This window comes from Flavobacterium inviolabile, assembly GCF_013389455.1.
GTDB lineage: Bacteria > Bacteroidota > Bacteroidia > Flavobacteriales > Flavobacteriaceae > Flavobacterium > Flavobacterium inviolabile.
The window spans coordinates 2242887-2263934 of sequence record NZ_CP058278.1; the positions used below are offsets into that span (position 1 = coordinate 2242887).

The 21048-nt window shown below is 42.2% G+C and carries 9 protein-coding genes; 7 read left to right on the forward strand and 2 right to left on the reverse strand.

Annotated features, from left to right (window positions below; all coding sequences use genetic code 11):
- The first annotated feature begins 175 nt into the window (after positions 1-175).
- From HW120_RS10065 to HW120_RS10085, 5 genes are all read left to right on the forward strand, one after another.
- A complete protein-coding gene (locus HW120_RS10065) occupies positions 176-9637 on the forward strand; it encodes a DUF7507 domain-containing protein (RefSeq protein ID WP_177733757.1) in 9462 nt (3153 codons plus the stop codon).
- A gap of 51 nt (positions 9638-9688) precedes the next feature.
- The gene (locus HW120_RS10070) at positions 9689-10603 is read left to right on the forward strand and encodes a PorP/SprF family type IX secretion system membrane protein (protein WP_177733759.1); all 915 of its coding nucleotides are present in this window, start codon (positions 9689-9691) and stop codon (positions 10601-10603) included.
- Positions 10604-10617: 14 nt separating this feature from the next.
- Positions 10618-12564 carry an OmpA family protein gene (locus HW120_RS10075; protein WP_177733761.1) on the forward strand — a complete coding sequence of 649 codons (1947 nt, stop codon included), beginning with the start codon at positions 10618-10620 and terminating at the stop codon, positions 12562-12564.
- Between the two features lie 396 nt (positions 12565-12960).
- The gene (locus HW120_RS10080; RefSeq protein ID WP_177733763.1) at positions 12961-14226 is read left to right on the forward strand and encodes an aminotransferase class I/II-fold pyridoxal phosphate-dependent enzyme; all 1266 of its coding nucleotides are present in this window, start codon (positions 12961-12963) and stop codon (positions 14224-14226) included.
- Positions 14227-14360: 134 nt separating this feature from the next.
- Positions 14361-15992, forward strand: a complete 1632-nt coding sequence (locus HW120_RS10085) for an LVIVD repeat-containing protein (RefSeq protein WP_177733765.1) — start codon at positions 14361-14363, stop codon at positions 15990-15992.
- A 61-nt stretch (positions 15993-16053) separates the two neighbouring features.
- On the opposite strand, the gene HW120_RS10090 is transcribed toward HW120_RS10085, so the two are convergent.
- A complete protein-coding gene (locus tag HW120_RS10090; protein ID WP_177733767.1) occupies positions 16054-17169 on the reverse strand; it encodes a GNAT family N-acetyltransferase in 1116 nt (371 codons plus the stop codon).
- An 8-nt stretch (positions 17170-17177) separates the two neighbouring features.
- The gene (locus HW120_RS10095) at positions 17178-18128 is read right to left on the reverse strand and encodes a transporter (protein WP_177733769.1); all 951 of its coding nucleotides are present in this window, start codon (positions 18126-18128) and stop codon (positions 17178-17180) included.
- A 122-nt stretch (positions 18129-18250) separates the two neighbouring features.
- Between HW120_RS10095 and HW120_RS10100 the strand changes: the two genes are divergently transcribed.
- Together HW120_RS10100 and HW120_RS10105 are read left to right on the forward strand one after the other, a co-directional pair.
- The gene (locus HW120_RS10100; protein WP_177733771.1) at positions 18251-18526 is read left to right on the forward strand and encodes a DUF4834 family protein; all 276 of its coding nucleotides are present in this window, start codon (positions 18251-18253) and stop codon (positions 18524-18526) included.
- A gap of 81 nt (positions 18527-18607) precedes the next feature.
- Complete coding sequence (locus tag HW120_RS10105; protein ID WP_177733772.1) at positions 18608-21043, forward strand: YfhO family protein; 2436 nt, start codon at positions 18608-18610, stop codon at positions 21041-21043.
- Positions 21044-21048: the final 5 nt, after the last annotated feature.

Here is a 21048-nt window from a genome sequence, read left to right on the forward strand (position 1 = left end):
TTTTTAGCGGTGTATTTGTAAGGTATTGATTTGTAGGTTTTTATGTGTTTTTTAAAGCGTTTCAATTGTGTGGGATGTACGCCACGCCACATATCTGAAACGTTAAAAACCTTTTGTTTATGGAATTTCGCACCTGTAAAATCTTACAAGGGTGTAAAATTTAAAAACAAAAAAAATGAACGAAAATTACAGTTATAGCGACAAGCATTTGTCCTATCGACAGAGAAGTGATTTTTTTCAATCCTTTACAATGGTTTTGAAAAAAATGATTTTCTTGTTCTTTATTTCAGTTATTACCAGTTTTTGGACACAAATGTCGGCGGAAGGTAGTAAAGATTTCTACCCGTCCGGCGTTAGCGGAAACCGGGCTTTTTTATACAGTAATAGTTATGAAGCCGGGGGAACGACTATCAGGTCATGGCCGTTTAAAACATTAGGGACGCACTATGTTTATGCCAAAGTTGGCGAAACGATTGCGGTAGCTTCCAGTGCTCAAAATGCCGGAAACGGTAAGATAAGACTGATTGCTCCGGATGGAACGGTTTATATTACGGCAAGTAATAATATCGGTAGGATTGCCAGCAGAACAGAAGAGCTTGCCGGACCTTTATATCCGGGTCAGGCCGCAGGCGGTAACCGTTACCAGCCGTTCAATACGGTTGTTGGTACCGGACAGGAAGGAGTATGGAGAGTTGAATTTCTGCCATCCGGTTCAGAGACCAGCAGCAGTACGCCGGGTGTAACCGATGTGGCAGCAGATGCCAACTGGACACAGGGAACCAATACGGAACTTATTGCTGCCTGGGATGTTTCGGTTAGAAACAGCGGCAACTCGGCCTGGGTTAACGGACGTGTTTATACAAACGTATTAAACCTGCATATATCCGGAAGCGCATTCACGGCTAACAAAGCATTCTACGGAAGCATGTATGTGTTAACAAGAGACGGTATTGCTTATAAAGTAGTTAATAATGGTTCGAATGGTGTTGGATTTACATTCTTTGTAAACAACAAAGGATTTTTAAATACGGCAAACTCACCGTCTTATAAGAGTTTGAATATTTCTGATCCGTTGGACAGCCAGTTCCGGATTCACGATCCGAGAAGTGCTGATGCTGCTTCCAATGTGACCCATAAGATATTTTACGGTAAACCTGCTTTAGATTTACCAACAAGCGGTAATATGAGTGGTGGAATGACCTGGCTGAAAAATGCCGTGCTAACACCAACAGCTACAAATATTACCTATACAGGAGTAGAAGGAACACCGGATTTGTCCGGTAATAAAGGAGCCCATATCGGCTTTGATTCCAATCTTTCCGGAACATACAGAATAGAAATTATAGGAGATTTTCCAACGAGAATTATCAACGGAAACTGTACGGTAGGAACCAATACGGTATTCTGGGATGGTAAAGACGGTAACGGGAACATACTTCCGGCCGGAACGAACATTGGCGAAATCAGAGTACAGTTATTCGGAGCGGAAGTCCATTTCCCTTTTATTGATATGGAAATTAATCCCGGCGGAATTATTATTGAACAATTGGATACCAATTATGATGTATATGTGCCGACCCGTGATTTGGTATATTGGGATGATTCCGATGTAACCGGCGGTATGGCAACACATAAGTCAAACCCGATTGCATCCGGAATTACCGGAATTTCCAGTAACAGTAACGGGCACAAATGGGGCTTGTATACTTCCGGAAGCAGCGGCAGCGGAAATAGCGGTACCGGTTCTTCCAGTTTCGGAAATGAAAAATCAATGGATACCTGGAGCTTTGTTCCGGGTCAGGTAATTGTAAAAAATCTGGATGTGGTTGTTGCTGCAGCCGATTTAGAAGTGGTGAGTATTACGCCTTCCACAACAACTGTCAATGTCGGGCAGCAAATGAACTATACCGTAACGGTAGTCAATAACGGACCGAGTGCGGTAACCGGTGCAGGCTTTACCTTTATAGTACCTTCCGGTTTTACAATTAATACGGTTTCCTATGTAAATAGCCAGGGAACAGTAGTGGTTGTGAATGGCACAATCGATCCGGTTACCGGGAACTATACGGCTAATCTGGATATGACCAATGGCGGACAGATTGTGTTCACTTTTACCGGAACGGTTGGTGCTGCTTTAGGCGGACAACCGTTAACTGTGGAGGCGAGTATTATCAGACCGGCCGATGTAACCGATCCGGATGCGACAAATCCGGGAACGAATCCACCAACAAATCCACATGTGGAATGTTTGAACGGAACAACAACCGAGAATTGTAATAATATCAAGTACAATACGATCACACCGGCTGTTACTGCTGATCTGGCAGTTTTAAAAATAGCCGATAATATGACACCTATGGTAGGTGAGTCGATAACTTTTACTATTGTAGCAACAAACAACGGACTGAACAATGCGACTAACGTAAGCGTTACCGATCAGTTACAGGACGGCTATGCGTATGTGTCTTCTACAGTTACTACAGGAACGTATAATGCTAATAACGGTTTGTGGACAATTGGTAACTTAGTCAATGGAGCAACAGCAACATTAACGATCACGGCTACCGTTACGGCAACAGGAAATTATGGAAATACAGCTACCATTACCGGAGCTGAAACAGATCCTAATGTAACGAACAACACATCGACTATCATACCGACAAGAAGATTAAACATTATCGATGCGGTTAACGATTCGGCAACAAACGTAAACGGTTATACCGGCGCAACAAACGTAGTGAATGTGTATACTAATGATACGTTAAACGGAACAGTGGTAACTCCATCTCAGGTAACGTTAACGACTACGGTTTCCAATCCGAATTTGATCTTAAACCCTGACGGAAGTGTGGATGTTATTCCGGGCACACCGGCAGGACCATATACTTTAACGTACCAGATCTGCGAAATTGCCAATCCAACGAATTGTGATACGGCAACAGTAACGGTAACGGTGGTAGCACCAGTAATTGATGCGGTTAACGATTCGGCAACGAACGTAAACGGTTATACCGGCGCAACAAACGTGGTGAATGTGTATACCAATGATACGTTAAACGGAACAGCGGTAACTCCATCTCAGGTAACGTTAACCACTACGGTTTCGAACCCGAATTTAATCTTAAATCCAAACGGAAGTGTGGATGTTATTCCGGGTACACCGGCAGGACCATATACTTTGACCTACCAGATCTGCGAAATTGCTAATCCAACGAATTGCGATACGGCAACAGTAACGGTAACGGTGGTAGCACCTGCAATTGATGCGGTTAACGATTCGGCAACAAACGTAAACGGTTATACCGGAGCAACGAATGTGGTAAACGTTTATACCAACGATACCTTAAACGGAACGGCTGTAACCCCATCTCAGGTAACGTTAACCACTACGGTTTCGAACCCGAATTTGATCTTAAATCCAAACGGAAGTGTGGATGTTATTCCGGGCACACCGGCAGGACCATATACTTTAACCTACCAGATCTGCGAAATTGCTAATCCAACGAATTGTGATACGGCAACAGTAACGGTAACGGTGGTAGCACCAGTAATTGATGCGGTTAATGACTCCGCAACAAACGTAAACGGTTATACCGGCGTAACAAACGTGGTGAATGTTTATACGAATGATACGTTAAACGGAACAGCGGTAACCCCATCTCAGGTAACGTTAACGACTACGGTTTCCAATCCGAATTTGATCTTAAACCCTAACGGAAGTGTGGATGTTATTCCGGGTACACCGGCAGGTCCATACACATTGACGTATCAGATCTGCGAAATTGCCAATCCAACCAATTGCGATACGGCAACAGTAACAGTAACAGTGGTTGCACCAGTAATTGATGCAGTTAATGATTCGGCAACAAACGTAAACGGTTATACCGGAGCAACGAATGTGGTAAACGTTTATACAAACGACACCTTAAATGGAACAGCGGTAACCCCATCTCAGGTTACATTAACCACTACGGTTTCCAACCCGAATTTGATCTTAAACCCTAACGGAAGCGTGGATGTTATTCCGGGTACTCCTGCAGGACCATATACTCTGACTTACCAGATCTGTGAAATTGCCAATCCAACGAATTGCGATACGGCAACAGTAACGGTAACGGTGGTAGCACCAGTAATTGATGCGGTTAACGATTCGGCAACAAACGTAAACGGTTATACCGGCGCAACAAACGTGGTGAATGTGTATACGAATGACACTTTAAACGGAACAGTGGTAACTCCATCTCAGATAACGTTAACGACTACAGTTTCCAATCCGTATTTAACGCTAAATCCAAACGGAAGCGTGGATGTTATTCCGGGCACTCCTGCAGGTCCATATACTTTGACTTACCAGATCTGTGAAATTGCCAATCCAACGAATTGCGATACGGCAACAGTAACGGTAACGGTGGTAGCACCGGTAATTGATGCGGTTAACGATTCGGCAACAAACGTAAACGGTTATACCGGTGCAACGAATGTGGTGAATGTGTATACGAATGACACCTTAAACGGAACGGCGGTAAACCCATCTCAGGTAACGTTAACGACTACGGTTTCGAACCCGAATTTGATTTTAAACCCTAACGGAAGTGTGGATGTTATTCCGGGCACACCGGCAGGACCATATACTTTGACGTATCAGATCTGCGAAATTGCCAATCTGACGAATTGTGATACAGCAACAGTAACGGTAACGGTGGTAGCACCGGTAATTGATGCGGTTAACGATTCGGCAACAAACGTGAACGGTTATACCGGCGCGACAAACGTGGTGAGTGTATATACCAACGATACCTTAAACGGAACAGCAGTAACTCCATCTCAGGTAACGCTGACGACTACGGTTTCGAACCCTAATTTGATCTTAAACCCTAACGGAAGTGTGGATGTTATTCCGGGTACACCGGCAGGACCATATACTTTAACCTATCAGATATGTGAAATTGCCAATCCGACGAATTGTGATACAGCAATAGTAACGGTAACGGTGGTAGCACCGGTAATTGATGCGGTTAACGATTCGGCAACAAACGTAAACGGTTATACCGGAGCAACGAATGTGGTGAATGTGTATACCAACGACACGTTAAACGGAACAGTGGTAACCCCATCTCAGGTAACGCTTACGACTACGGTTTCCAACCCGAATTTGATTTTAAACCCTAACGGAAGTGTGGATGTTATTCCGGGCACACCGGCAGGACCATATACTTTGACCTACCAGATCTGCGAAATTGCCAATCCAACCAATTGTGATACGGCAACAGTAACGGTAACGGTGGTAGCACCAGTAATTGATGCGGTTAACGATTCGGCAACAAACGTAAACGGTTATACCGGCGCAACAAACGTGGTGAATGTGTATACGAATGATACCTTAAACGGAACAGCAGTAACCCCATCTCAGGTAACGTTAACGACTACGGTTTCTAACCCGAACCTGATCTTAAATCCAAACGGAAGCGTGGATGTCATTCCGGGTACGCCTGGAGGTACACATACCTTAACCTATCAGATATGTGAAATTGCAAATCCGACCAATTGTGATACGGCAGTAGTTACTGTTTTTGTAATGACTCCGCAAATCACATTAACCAAAGAAGCCTTAAACGGTACTTATAATGCTGTAGGAAACATTATTAACTATACACTTACCGTAACAAATACCGGAAATGTGGCTATTACAAACCTTTTGGTTACAGATAATAATGCCGATGCAGGAAGTATTTCTCCGGCAACAATAGCAACTTTGGGTGCCGGACAACATACAACAGTTTCAGCAACACATACGATTACACAAGCAGATTTGAATAATGGTTTTGTACACAATCTGGCAACAGTAACCGGTCAGGATCCCGTTGGAGGAACAGTTACAGACGAATCGGAAGATCCGACAAATCCGGCTCAACCGGGTGACAACGGATATGACCCTTCATGTCCAAAATGTACAGTAACACCATTAACACAAAATCCGGCTATCGCTTTAGTAAAAACAGCAGTATTTAACGATACGAATACTGATACATTTGCCCAGGTTGGTGAAACGATCACGTACACCTTTACGGTAACGAACACCGGAAACGTAACGGTAAACGGATTGGTCATCAACGATACGCAGATCGGACTGACGAATGCAGCGGTAACACCGGCTACATTAGCACCGGGAGCAACTGGTACCGCAACGGCTACCTATGTATTGACACAAACGGATATTAACGCCGGACAAATCAGTAATACAGCTATTGCAACGGGAACCACACCACAAGGTGGTACGGTTCAGGATACCTCGGGTACTTCAACTACAAACGATACGCCAACGGTAACACCATTACCACAAAATCCGGCTATCGCTTTAGTAAAAACAGCAGTATTTAACGATACGAATGCCGATACATTTGCCCAGGTTGGTGAAACGATCACGTACACGTTCACGGTAACCAATACCGGAAACGTAACGGTAAATGGATTGGTCATCAACGATACGCAGATCGGATTGACAAATACAGCGGTAACACCGGCTACATTAGCACCGGGAGCAACTGGTACTGCAACCGCTACGTATGTCTTGACCCAAACGGATATTAACGCCGGACAAATCAGCAACACGGCTATTGCAACCGGAACCACGCCACAAGGCGGTACGGTTCAGGATACCTCGGGTACTTCAACCACAAACGATACGCCAACAGTAACACCGTTACCGCAAAATCCGGCTATCGCTTTAGTAAAAACAGCAGTATTTAACGATACGAATGCTGATACATTTGCACAGGTTGGTGAAACCATTACGTACACCTTTACGGTAACGAACACCGGAAACGTAACGATAAACGGATTGGTAATCAACGATACGCAGATTGGATTGACGAATGCAGCGGTAACACCAGCTACTTTAGCACCGGGCGCTACCGGAACGGCAACCGCTACGTATGTGTTGACACAAACGGATATCAATGCCGGACAAATAAGCAATACAGCCATTGCAACAGGAACCACGCCACAAGGCGGTACGGTTCAGGATACCTCGGGTACTTCAACTACAAACGATACGCCAACGGTAACACCATTACCGCAAAATCCGGCTATTGCTTTAGTGAAAACAGCAGTATTTAACGATACGAATGCCGATACATTTGCACAGGTTGGTGAAACGATCACGTATACGTTCACGGTAACCAATACCGGAAACGTAACGATAAACGGATTGGTGATCAACGATACACAAATCGGATTGACGAATGCAGTGGTAACACCGGCTACATTAGCACCGGGCGCTACGGGAACGGCAACCGCTACCTATGTATTGACACAAACGGACATCAATGCCGGACAGATCAGTAATACAGCTATTGCAACCGGTAATACACCACAAGGCGGTACAGTTCAGGATACTTCTGGTACTTCAACTACAAACGATACGCCAACGGTAACACCATTACCACAAAATCCGGCTATCGCTTTAGTAAAAACAGCAGTATTTAATGATACGAATGCCGATACGTTTGCACAGGTTGGTGAAACGATCACCTACACGTTCACGGTAACCAATACCGGAAACGTAACGGTAAACGGATTGGTGATCAACGATACGCAAATCGGACTGACGAATGCAGCGGTAACACCGGCTACATTAGCACCGGGAGCAACTGGTACTGCAACGGCTACCTATGTATTGACACAAACGGATATTAACGCCGGACAAATCAGTAATACGGCTATTGCAACCGGTAGCACGCCACAAGGTGGTACGGTTCAGGATACTTCTGGTACTTCAACTACAAACGATACGCCAACGGTAACACCATTACCGCAAAATCCGGCTATCGCTTTAGTAAAAACAGCAGTATTTAACGATACGAATGCCGATACATTTGCACAGGTTGGTGAAACCATCACCTACACGTTCACGGTAACCAATACCGGAAACGTAACGGTAAATGGATTGGTCATCAACGATACGCAAATCGGACTGACGAATGCAGCGGTAACACCGGCTACATTAGCACCGGGAGCAACTGGTACCGCAACGGCTACCTATGTACTGACACAAACGGACATCAATGCCGGACAAATCAGCAACACGGCTATTGCAACCGGAACCACGCCACAAGGCGGTACAGTTCAGGATACCTCGGGTACTTCAACTACAAACGATACGCCAACGGTAACACCATTAGCACAAAATCCGGCTATTGCTTTAGTGAAAACAGCAGTATTTAACGATACGAATGCCGATACATTTGCACAGGTTGGTGAAACGATCACGTACACCTTTACGGTAACCAATACCGGAAACGTAACGGTAAACGGATTGGTCATCAACGATACGCAGATCGGATTGACAAATGCAGTGGTAACACCGGCTACTTTAGCACCGGGAGCAGTAGGTACCGCAACGGCTACCTATGTATTGACACAAACGGATATTAACGCCGGACAAATCAGTAACACGGCTATTGCAACCGGAACCACGCCACAAGGTGGTACGGTTCAGGATACCTCGGGTACTTCAACGACAAACGATACGCCAACGGTAACACCATTAGCACAAAATCCGGAGCTGACTTTATTTAAAGAAGGAACATACCAGGATGCCAATGGCGACGGACTTGTAAACGCAGGCGATACAGTATTGTACACCTTTACAGTATCGAATACCGGAAACGTGACGATTACCAATATCGACATAACAGATCCGGCAGTTACAGTTACCGGCGGACCTTTAAGCAGCCTGGCACCGGGTGTGACAGATGCAACAACATTCACAGCCTTGTATACCATTACACAGGGAGATATCGATGACGGAGCGGTTTATAATATGGCATTAGTGGAAGGTACGGCTCCAAACGGCGATCCGGTTATGGACGATTCGGAAGATCCTACACCAATTAACCCTAATGATCCTTTAGTAGATCCAGGTTGTCCGAAATGTACCGTTACACCGTTAATCCAGAATCCGGGTATTGCTTTAATCAAAACCGGAGTGTTTAACGACAACAATCATGACGGTATTGCTCAGGCCGGAGAAACCATTACGTATAGCTTTACAGTAACGAATACCGGGAATACAAGTTTGACCAATATTACCATAACCGATCCTTTACCGGGAGTGGTAGTGACCGGCGGACCTATCAGTTTAGCTGTTGGAGCAAGCGACTCAACAACGTTCACAGCAGTATATGTAATTACGCAGGCCGATATTAATGCCGGTGCGGTAAGCAACCAGGCTTTTGTTACCGGAACAGCACCGCAGGGACAAACAGTAACCGACAGTTCGGACGACAATGATGTGATTGGCGATAATCCGACAGTGATTACAGTTGACGGATGTGCGATCAATGTCTTTAATGCAGTATCTCCAAACGGAGACGGTAGCAACGATATTTTCTATATTGCGGGTATCGAATGTTATCCGAATAATGAAATTCAGATATTCAACCGTTGGGGCGTTCAGGTCTTTGAAACAAAAGGATATAACAATACCGATAAAGTATTCAAAGGATATTCCGATGGCAGAGCAACTGTAAACGCATCAGAACCATTACCGGACGGAACCTATTTCTACATTTTGCAGTATACCACTGCAGATGGTGTGTCTCAGAACAAAAACGGATACCTGTATATTACAAGATAAATGGAATCCCGGGGGAAAGCAAGTACTCCGGGTTTATAAAACAAATAAAAAATGAGAACAAAATTTATACTTTTCGTTTTACTGTTGACCGGGATAAGCGGATTTGCCCAACAGGACGCCCAGTATACCCAGTATATGTACAATACGATTAATATCAATCCGGCCTATGCAGGCTCCAGGGGAGTAATGAGTATTTTCGGATTGCATCGTACGCAATGGGTGGGACTGGAAGGTGCGCCGGTAACCAATGCCGTATCGCTGAACACGCCAATTAACAATAGTAACTTAGGGCTGGGATTGTCATTTGTAAACGACAGGATCGGTCCGGCAGATGAAAATTCCATTTCAGCCGATTTCTCGTATACCATCAATACATCGGAAACTTTTAAACTGTCTTTCGGATTAAAAGCAACGGCACATTTGCTGAATGTTGACTTTAACAAGCTGAATATTTATGACCATTCCGATCCGAGGTTTCAGAACAATATTGACAATAAATTCTCTCCGAATTTTGGTGCCGGAATCTACCTGCATTCTGACAAAACCTATGTTGGTGTATCGGTGCCTAATTTTCTGGAAACCAAACATTATGATAAAAGTTCTGCATCAACCGCAAAAGAAAACCTGCATTATTACGTGATTGCCGGTCATGTGTTTGAGATCAATCCGGATATAAAATTCAAACCGGCATTACTGACAAAAATTGTTAAAGGTGCCCCATTACAGGTTGACCTGTCGGCTAATTTCCTGTTGTATGACAAATTCACTGCCGGATTAGCTTACCGATGGGATGCAGCCTGCAGTGCGATGGTTGGATTCCAGATCACAAACGGACTGTTTGCAGGATATGCTTATGATATGGAAACAACAAAACTGGCAGACTATAACTCAGGATCACATGAGATTTTCCTGCGATTCGAATTGTTTAACAGAAGTAACAGAATACTGACACCAAGATTCTTCTAATTAAAGACATGATTATGAAAAAAATAGTATTGCAATTAGGTTTGCTGCTGCTGCTTTCTACAAGTGTATATTCGCAAAAAGGAAAGATTGTTTCCGCTAATAAAGAATATGACAATTACGCTTATGTAGATGCCATTAAAACCTATGAAAAAATAGCCGACAAAGGATACAAATCGGTTGAAGTACTGCAAAAATTAGGAGATTCCTATTATTTCAACGGAAAACTGGAATCGGCTGCAAAATGGTATGGCGAATTGTTTGCGATGTCGAAAGAGGTCGATGCCGAATATTATTACCGGTATTCCCAGTCGCTGAAATCCATAGGAGAATATGAAAAGGCCAATCAGATGCTGGCGAGATTCAATGAGAAAAATGCAAACGACGTAAGAGGTAAAGAATATAAAAACCAGACCGATTACCTGGAAATTATTAAACAGAATTCCGGGCGTTACACTATTGATAATGCCGGAATCAACACTCAGTATTCCGATTACGGAAGTTCTTTCTTTGAAAATAAAGTGATCTTTACTTCGGCAAGAGATACTTCGGGTGTATTCAGCAAACGGGTACATACCTGGACAGGAGAATCGTTTACCAATCTGTATGCGGTAACGCTGAACGAAGACGGTTCGGTAACCAACCCGGAACGATTTGCAAAAGAGATCAATACCCGGTTTCACGAAGCGACCCCGGTATTTACAAAAGACGGCAAAACGATGTACTTTACCCGTAACAACTATAATAACGGTAAAAAAGGAAAAGACAGTCAGAAAACAACGTTGCTGAAAATTTATAGGGCAACCTTAAAAGACGGTAAATGGACAGCTGTTACCGAACTGCCTTTTAACAGTAACAGCTACAGTACGGCACATCCGGCATTAAGCCCGGATGATAAAACCTTGTATTTTGCGTCCAATATGCCCGGAACACTGGGACAATCGGATATTTTTAAAGTAGCCATTAAAGAAGACGGAAGTTTTGGCACACCGGAAAATTTAGGCACAACAATCAATACACCGGGAAGAGAAACCTTTCCGTTCGTATCGGCAGATAACGAACTTTATTTTGCTTCCGACGGCCATTTGGGATTGGGAGGTCTGGATATTTTTGTTTCCAGATTATCAAAAGAAGGAACTTTCAAAACGGTACAGAATATTGGCGCACCGGCAAACAGTCCGAAAGACGATTTCAGTTTCCTGATCAATACCACCACTAAAAAAGGATTCCTGAGTTCGAACCGGGAAGGCGGACAGGGAACGGATGATATCTATAAGTTTACAGAAAACCAGCCGTTACAATATGCCTGCGAACAGCTGCTGGCCGGTATCGTTACCGATACGGATACTGCAGCACCATTGCGCAATGCGACCGTTACCCTGTTTGATGAAAACTTTAAAGTAGTGAAAACAGTTACTACCGATGCGGCCGGAAATTACAATTTTGGCACTGTGGACTGTCAGCGAAAATACTTTGTAAAAGCAGAACTGCCGGGTTACAACACCAGGGAGTTAAGCGTTATTATTCCAAATACTTCCGGAAGTACGAACCTGCCGGTAGCCTTGGATAAAACCGTTAAACCGGTTCAGAAAGGTGATGACCTGGCTAAAACATTCGGAATCAGAATTATCTATTTTGATCTGGACAAATGGAATATCCGTCGTGATGCAGCGGTTGACTTAGCTAAAATAGTGGAAGTCATGAAAGAAAACCCGAAAATGAGAATAGATGTCCGTTCGCATACCGACAGCCGTCAGACTCATGAATATAATGAGCGTTTATCCGATAGAAGAGCCAGATCAACAATTGCATGGATGGTGAAACAGGGTATCGAGGCTTCGCGATTAACCGGTAAAGGCTATGGCGAAACACAATTGCTGAACAAATGTGCAGACGGGATATCGTGTTCGGAAGAAGAACATCAGTTAAACAGAAGAAGTGAATTTATTATTGTTGACATGTAATATTCTGATAGAATGTATACCAATCAGTTATTATCCTTCTTTATTGGTTTATGCCTGTTTGTTTTATCCGGGCATACCCTTATAAATGGTATCATTAATAAAGAAAATCAACAGAAACGAAAGGGAATGCTCGGACTGATTGTTTCGTTCGGATTAATAATAGGGGGCTATTATTATATCCTGACCCAATAGGAACCGTTCGGGAACAGCAGCAGTATTCTTGTAAAAACAGGGTCAGAACATTTTGGCCCTGTTTTCTTTTTAGAGAACAGCGGTTAAAAAATAGTGGTGACAGCACACAATAAAATAGGCAGAAAACTATGCTGAAATTATTATGATGGCATATAATAAATAGTTACTTTTGGCACGTTTTTAATATACTTAATATTGAATAGTATGGTAAAAGATTTATTCGAAAGAATTCAAAGTAATAAAGGTCCTTTAGGAAAATGGGCTTCACAGGCAGAGGGATATTATGTATTTCCGAAACTGGAAGGACAACTGGGACCTAGAATGCAGTTTCACGGAAGAGAAATTTTAAACTGGAGTATCAACGACTATTTAGGATTGGCAAACCATCCTGAAGTTCGAAAAGTAGATGCACAGGCAGCATTAGAGTATGGAGCGGCTTACCCGATGGGTGCCCGAATGATGAGCGGACACACCACGATTCACGAACAGCTTCAAAATGAATTAGCAGAATTTGTACAAAAAGAAGCAGCTTATTTATTGAACTTCGGTTATCAGGGAATGGTATCTATTATTGATGCTCTGGTAACTAAAAATGACGTGATTGTTTACGATGTGGATTCCCACGCCTGTATTATTGACGGGGTTCGTTTACACATGGGAAAACGGTTCACGTACAAACACAATGATGTAGAAAGCCTGGAGAAAAACTTGGGACGTGCTACAAAAATGGCAACGGAAAACGGAGGAGGAATCCTGGTAATTACCGAAGGTGTTTTTGGAATGCGCGGACAACAGGGGAAACTAAAGGAAATCATTGCTTTAAAAGAAAAATACAATTTCCGTTTGCTGGTTGACGATGCACACGGTTTCGGAACACTTGGTAAAACCGGTGCCGGAGCAGGTGAGGAGCAGGGTTGTCAGGATGGTATTGATGTGTACTTCTCCACATTTGCAAAATCAATGGCGAGCATTGGTGCTTTTGTGGCGGCAGATAAAGACATTATCGATTACCTGAAATACAACTTACGTTCTCAGATGTTTGCAAAATCGTTACCGATGATCATGACTATCGGAGCGTTAAAACGTTTGGAAATGTTGCGTTCCATGCCGGAACTGAAAGCAAAACTTTGGGAAAATGTAGATGCGTTACAAAACGGATTAAAATCGAGAGGTTTCAATATTGGCGATACCAATACCTGTGTAACACCGGTTTACCTGGAAGGAAGTATTCCGGAAGCAATGGTGATGGTGAACGATTTACGTGAAAATTACGGAATCTTCCTGTCCATCGTGGTTTATCCGGTTATTCCAAAAGGAATTATCCTGTTGCGAATGATTCCTACCGCTTCGCATACCTTAACGGATATCGACGAAACTTTAGCGGCTTTCGAGGCAATTCGCGAGAAATTGGTTAACGGAACCTATAAAAAAATAGCTCAGGAAACTACTGTAGACGTAAGCGCTGAATAATACCTGAAATATAAAAGTAAGAATAAACACCGGAGATCTTCTTCGGTGTTTTGCGTTTTTATACGGTGAATAACTGCTTTTTTTAACATAGCTTAACATATAAAAGGAGTATTTTTGCCACAAATAAAATGAAAATGAAATTAAACAGATTAACAGGAATTGCCGCATTAGCGCTTTTTGCAACCGTAATTGGTTGTCAGTCAGATGATACTAACGGATCAAATTCAAACGGAGATGCTGATAAAGTTATTTTAAACTCAGACATCAATGCTTTAAATCAAAGAATTAACTTTTCAAATTCAGGAGTTTTGGACATGGTAGGTGCTACTTCTGGAAAAATGACAGGAGCTGCCAGTGATTTCCCGCTAACATTAGTTGCCGAAATTAATGCGCCAACCTATAACGGGCACACGTTGAGAGCGACACATGTGGATGTGGCCAATCAATATGCTTATGTGTCATACAATACCGAAGGGGAAACCTATTTGGGAGCGATTGACGTAATCAATATTTCAAATCCTAATAACCCGCAGTTAGTAGTTCAGGCGATTTTCCCGAACAGCGATATCAGCGCGGTTTCTTATAACAACGGAGAATTATTCATTGCAGGAGCAACCAGCATTGATTCAAATCCGGCATTAACAAGCCCTGCTTTTGCTGCTAAAATGCCATTGCAAAACGGTTTGTTAACAACAAACTATACACCAAATACCATTCTTGGAAATGTAGCTACTGATATTTTTGCAAACAGCTCTAAATATTATGCAGTTTCCGGTTATAACGGAGAATTGGTACGTTACAACAGATCCGGAAATACTTTTGAAGCAGCTATTCCGGTTGCCGATTTAAGAGCTTTAGGAAGTGTAGACAACAAAATTGTAGTTCTAAGCGGAACTCAGGGTGTAAAAGTATATGATGCCAATTCATTTGCTTTACAAAACGCATTCACCACTTCTCAGGATGTTTCAGATGCTAAAAGAACTATCGGTTTTGCTGATAACAGCAGAGTTTTAGTATCGGAAGGATATAACGGATTAGGTGTTTATAACTATGCTACAGGAAACAAATTACAAACTATCGCAATCCCTACAAATGTAGCCGGAGTTGAGGTACAGGATATCGTTACCAATGCAGTATCAGTTAACAATAATAAAGCATTTGTTGCTAACGGTGCAGCAGGATTATATATCTACAACACTGCAGGAACTTTAAGCCTTTTAGGTTCATTGCCGCTAAACGGTTCTTCTAACTATGTGAAAAGTGCCGGTGACTATATTTTCGTAGCAAACGGAAACGGTGGATTGAAAATCATCAAAATGTTAGCAACGCCTAACAATACTGTTGACTGTACAAACTTCCCTAACTATCCTGGTGACCAATGGTTAAACGTAAACTCAGGTCAGAACTTACAGTATAAAGGTTCGGCTTCTGTACAGGGTGTTAACGTAAACGCTAACCTTACTTTCTGCGGATCTTTAGCAGTTTCACAGGGATTAAATGTAAACAGTGGCGGAACATTCTATATGAAAGGTTCTTTGGCGCAGGGACAGGTACACAACCCGTACAACTCATTGAATGTAAACAGCAATGCTAAATTGAAAATCGAAGGTAGTGTAGTGATCTATGGTAACCTGGTATTGAACAGCGGAGCGACATTGGAATTCGTAGGATCTGGTTCTTCAATCACTATCCACGGATCGGTAACAAAAGGAAACAATGTAACGATTACAGGAACTTATACCGATACGTTTAATAAATTAAACTAATCGGATACTCTCAGAAATAGAAATGAAAAAGCCCTGAATGTTAATTCAGGGCTTTTTTTTATTATAAATCCTTTCTAAACGTTTTGCGGCGTTTGTGGATAACCGGATTAAAGTTTTTCCATAGTTGCTGGATCTTTTTGTTTTCTTCCAGCTGCGGGTTTGTTTCGACCGATTTAATGCCTCTTTCGTTAAACACCTGGTACATGCGTTTCATGATTAAAGCAGTAACCCCTTTGTTCTGGTATTCCGGATCAACGCCAATAAGATAAAATTCGGCATGATCGTTCTTTTTCATCGCCCTAAGCAGGTGCAGGAAGCCAAAAGGGAATAATTTCCCGTTTGCTTTCTGGAAAGCCTTTGAAAAAGATGGCATGGTAATTCCGAAAGCGATCATTTTACCGTTTTTATCCGTTACACAGGTAATAAAATCCGGGTGGATAAAGGAAATGTATTTTTCTTTGTAATGATCAATCTGGAACTGCTCAATAGGCACAAAACTCTGTAATTCGGCATAGGTCTTATTCAGTAAACCAAACATTTCGTCCACATAAGGAAGGATGTCTTTGGTTGTTTTAAAATTCAGACTCTTTACCTCATAACGCTGTTCGATAATACGTGATAACGGTTCTACTTTGCCTAAATCCACCTGGGTGGCATCGATCTTAAATTCCAGCCATTCCGCTTCTTTGGTAAAGCCCAGTTGTTCCAGATGCTCCGGATAATAAGCGTGGTTGTATAATCCGATCATCGTTGCGATCTGGTCGAAACCTTCCGTGAGCATACCGGCTTTGTCCATATTCGAAAAACCAACCGGCCCTTCAATATACTCCATATTGTTCGTTTTGCCCAGTTCGGTCACCTTGTCTAATAAGGCTTTGGAAACGGCAAGATCATCAATAACATCAAACCAGCCAAAGCGCACTTTGGCCTTGTGCAGTTCCTTAACCTCCGTCCAGTTGATAATTGCGGCAATACGCCCCACAACTTTTTGATCTTTATAGGCCAGGAAAAAGTGTGCCGTCACACTTTTAAAGATGTCGTTAGACTTATTAAAACTCTTGAGTTCGTCTTTTATTAAAGGCGGAACCCAGTAAGCGTTATTCTTATATAACTGAAAAGGAAATGTAACAAAGTCTGTCATTTCCTTTTTAGTGATTGCTTCTTGTATGTGAATCATTTTAAATACTATTGCGTTTCTATCTCATCAACACGTTTTTTCTTCTCTTCTTTTTTACCGTCCTTTTTGCCTTTTTCTTCTTTACCGCTCTTAATTTCGATTGGCTTGTAGTTTTTGTCAAAACGCCATGAAAAACCGATTCCGCCAATAACTAAGGATGGCGTATCTTTAATATTCGCTCCTATTGAAGCATCGATCTGAAGGTTTTTGCGAAGCAGGTAAGCTGCACCGCCTCTGAAGATCACATCGGAATAATAATCACTCTGGTAACCCTGGTTTTCTATAAAAGCCGACCATTTCTCGTTGATACCTCTTGTTAGCGTTAAAACGTAACCGTAGCTGGAATAATCGGAAGTGAATTTATCGGCGATAAAGTTACCCACCAATACCCATTGTGCCCCGAAATGATTCTGGGTGATCAACATGGCTTTCGGACTGAAAGAAGGCTCGTCCGGATACCTGTAAATATTGGAAGCACCAAAATTAGCACCTACATAAACCCCGACTGCCGGTACAAACTGACGCCATTTAAAACGGTGGTTTGCTTTCCAGCTGTAAATGTTTACTTTTTCTTCGTGATTTTTAAAAGGATCATACACCAGGTATTTGGCCCCTATGGTGGCCTGTCTGATACCGTTTCGGTTCGTATCGTAATAATCGGTTTTATAACTGTCAAACTGGTATTGGATATCCGCAATAAACTCCAGCTGCTCTAAGAAAGCCCCGTATCGAAGACTTAATTCCCCGCCAAAACCCGAAGACTTATATCCCAGATATTTGTGCTTGTCATTAATATAATATGTGCCGGCTTCTGCCTGAATTACGGTTTTACCTACCGAGAAAGCACCGTGTGATTTTCCGGGGCGGTTCGAGTTGATCTCATCTGTAAACTGGGCGTAATTTAATGAGGTGGTAAAAAGTAAAAGACCTGCAATTTTTAATTTAAAGTGCTTTATCATGGGTAAGTTGCGTTTCAATAGGATATAAACGTAATTCAAATGTAGTTATTTTATTATTATTTTAAGAAATAGAATTTATTTTTAAACGAATGATTTATTAAATTTGACAAAATTTATATATTATGGATACGGCATCATTTAGCGGTTTTGTGCGAACATTGTTATGGATTATCGTTATTTTTTATGCGCTAAAATTTGTAATGAAGTTATTGGCACCTTATTTTTTGCAACAGGTTGTGAAAAAAGCAGAGCAAAACTTCCAGCAACAGCAACAATACTACAATCAGCAAAATACACAGCAATCGCAACAGCAAAATACTCAGGCTAACTTTTCTTCCGATAAACCCAGAGAGAAGAAAAAAGTAGGCGAGTATATCGATTTTGAAGAGATAGAGTAGTGTTTGAAACCTGCTCTTTTTCTTTTTTTACAAGACATTTATTTCTATTTTAGCCTACTATTATTAGGCTAAATTCTTTTTATGAAAAACCTTTCTAAATTTTACCCACATGTACTGGCAATTTTTGGCTTTGTACTGATCTCTTTATTGTATTTCCATCCTGTACTACAGGGTAAAAAAGTATTCCAGTCCGATATTGCTCAATATATCGGGATGGCAAAAGAACAGAACGACTTCAGAAAAACAACAGGCGATGAGCCTTATTGGACAGACAGTGCTTTTGGAGGGATGCCAACTTATCAGTTAGGCGCCAATTATCCTAATAATTTTATCAAACAACTGGATTCTGTTATCCGCTTTTTACCGCGTCCGGCAGATTATTTATTCCTGTATTTTGTAGGATTCTATATTTTACTCCGCGTGTTCAGGGTAGATTCGCTCAAAGCCTTTTTTGGCGCTCTGGCCTTTGGATTCTCGACCTATCTGATTATTATTTTAGGAGTGGGACACAATGCAAAAGCCCATGCAATAGCCTATATGCCAATGGTGGTTGCCGGAGTGATCCTGGTTTTCCGGAAAAGATACCTGCTGGGAGGACTGCTCACTATGGTGGCAGCAGCATTGGAAATCAATGCAAATCACTTCCAGATGACGTACTATCTGCTATTATTCCTGTTGGTAATAGGCATCTGTTTTACCATTCAGTATATCAAAAACAAAGACTTTAAAAACTTAGGAATTGTTATCGGAATTTTTGCTGTAGCCGGTATTTTGAGTATCGGTGTCAATGCAACCAACCTGATGGCAACTTCCGAATATGCCAAATACAGTACCCGAAGCGACAGTGAACTGACATTCAATCCGGACGGCTCTAAAAAAGAAAGCAATAACGCGATGTCCTATGAGTATATCACCGAATATAGTTATGGTATTGCCGAAAGCTTTAACCTGATTGCCCCTCGTTTATTCGGAGGTTCCAACCATGAAAACGTAGGTGTGGATTCGCCAATGTATGAAATGGTTTCCAATCAGGGTGCTTCACCGGAACAGGCAAAAGATTTTGCATCAAGCGTACCGACCTATTGGGGCGATATGCCTATAGTTGCCGCTCCGGCTTATATTGGTGCGGTGGTTTTCTTCCTGTTTATCTTAGCGCTGTTTATCGACAAAAGAAAAATCAAATATGCGTTTCTTGCCGGTGCCTTGTTATCGTTATTCCTGTCATGGGGAAAACATTTACCGGCACTGACGAATTTCTTTATCGACTATGTACCGATGTACAATAAATTCCGAGCCATATCATCCATCCAGGTAATTCTGGAACTGTGTATGCCGGTTTTAGCCGTATTGGGCTTACAATCCTTTTTTAAAGCCGAGGAGAAAGAACGCTGGAATGCTTTGTGGAAATCCGGAGCAGCAGCTTTGGGAGTAGTGGTAATCTTACTATTGTCCAAAGGAATGTTCAGCTTTACCGGAGGAAACGACAGTTACTATTTACAGGCTTACGGAGAAATGGGCGCACCATTTATCCAGGCATTAAAAGAGCAGCGTGCTGCGATGTATGTTTCCGATTTATTGCGTTCCGGAACATTGATCCTGTTGGCAGCGGCAGTATTATGGCTGTTTACAAAAAACAAACTGTCACAGGTTACGGCTGTTGTACTGGTAGGTGTATTAATGGTGGGCGATTTGTTCTTTGTTGATAAAAACTATGTAAACAGCGACAGCTTTGTTACAGCACGTCAGGCAGATGTTCCTTTTGAAGAAACACCGGCCGATGCACAGATATTACAGGATACAACACACTACAGGGTATTTGAAGTAGACGGTAACATGTCGAGTGCAAGAGCGTCCTATTTCCACAAATCTATCGGTGGTTACCATGCGGCAAAACCAAGAAAAATGCAGCAGCTGTTTGACTACCAGATCGCGAAAAACAATATTGGTGTATTGAACATGCTGAATGTAAAATACATCATCCAGAAAGATAACGAAGGAAAAGACATCCCGTTGAAAAATGCGGAAGCAAACGGAAATGCGTGGTTTGTGAGTGAGGTGAAAAAAGTAAACACACCGGATCAGGAAATGAAAGCGCTGGACAAACTGGACACTAAAAAAATAGCGGTTCTAAACCAGAAAGAATTTGCCAATGCGGTAAAAGGAAGCACTTTTGTAAAAGACTCTTCGGCCGTGATTACCTTAAAGGAGTACAAACCGAATTACCTGAAATACACCTCGGATAACCCGAATGAAGGATTGGCTGTTTTCTCGGAAGTATATTATCCGAAAGGCTGGAAAGCGGTTATAGACGGTAAGGAAGTACCGCATTTTGCTGTGAACTATGTATTGAGAGCGATGGAAGTTCCGGCTGGAAAACACACCATTGAATTTAAATTCGAACCGGGAGTGGTTAAAAAAGGAAGCCAGATTTCCTTATTCAGCTTTATTGCAATGCTGATACTGATTATTGCCGGAATTTATTTTGATGCTAAAAAGGAAAAAGAAAACGCAGCATAACTGAT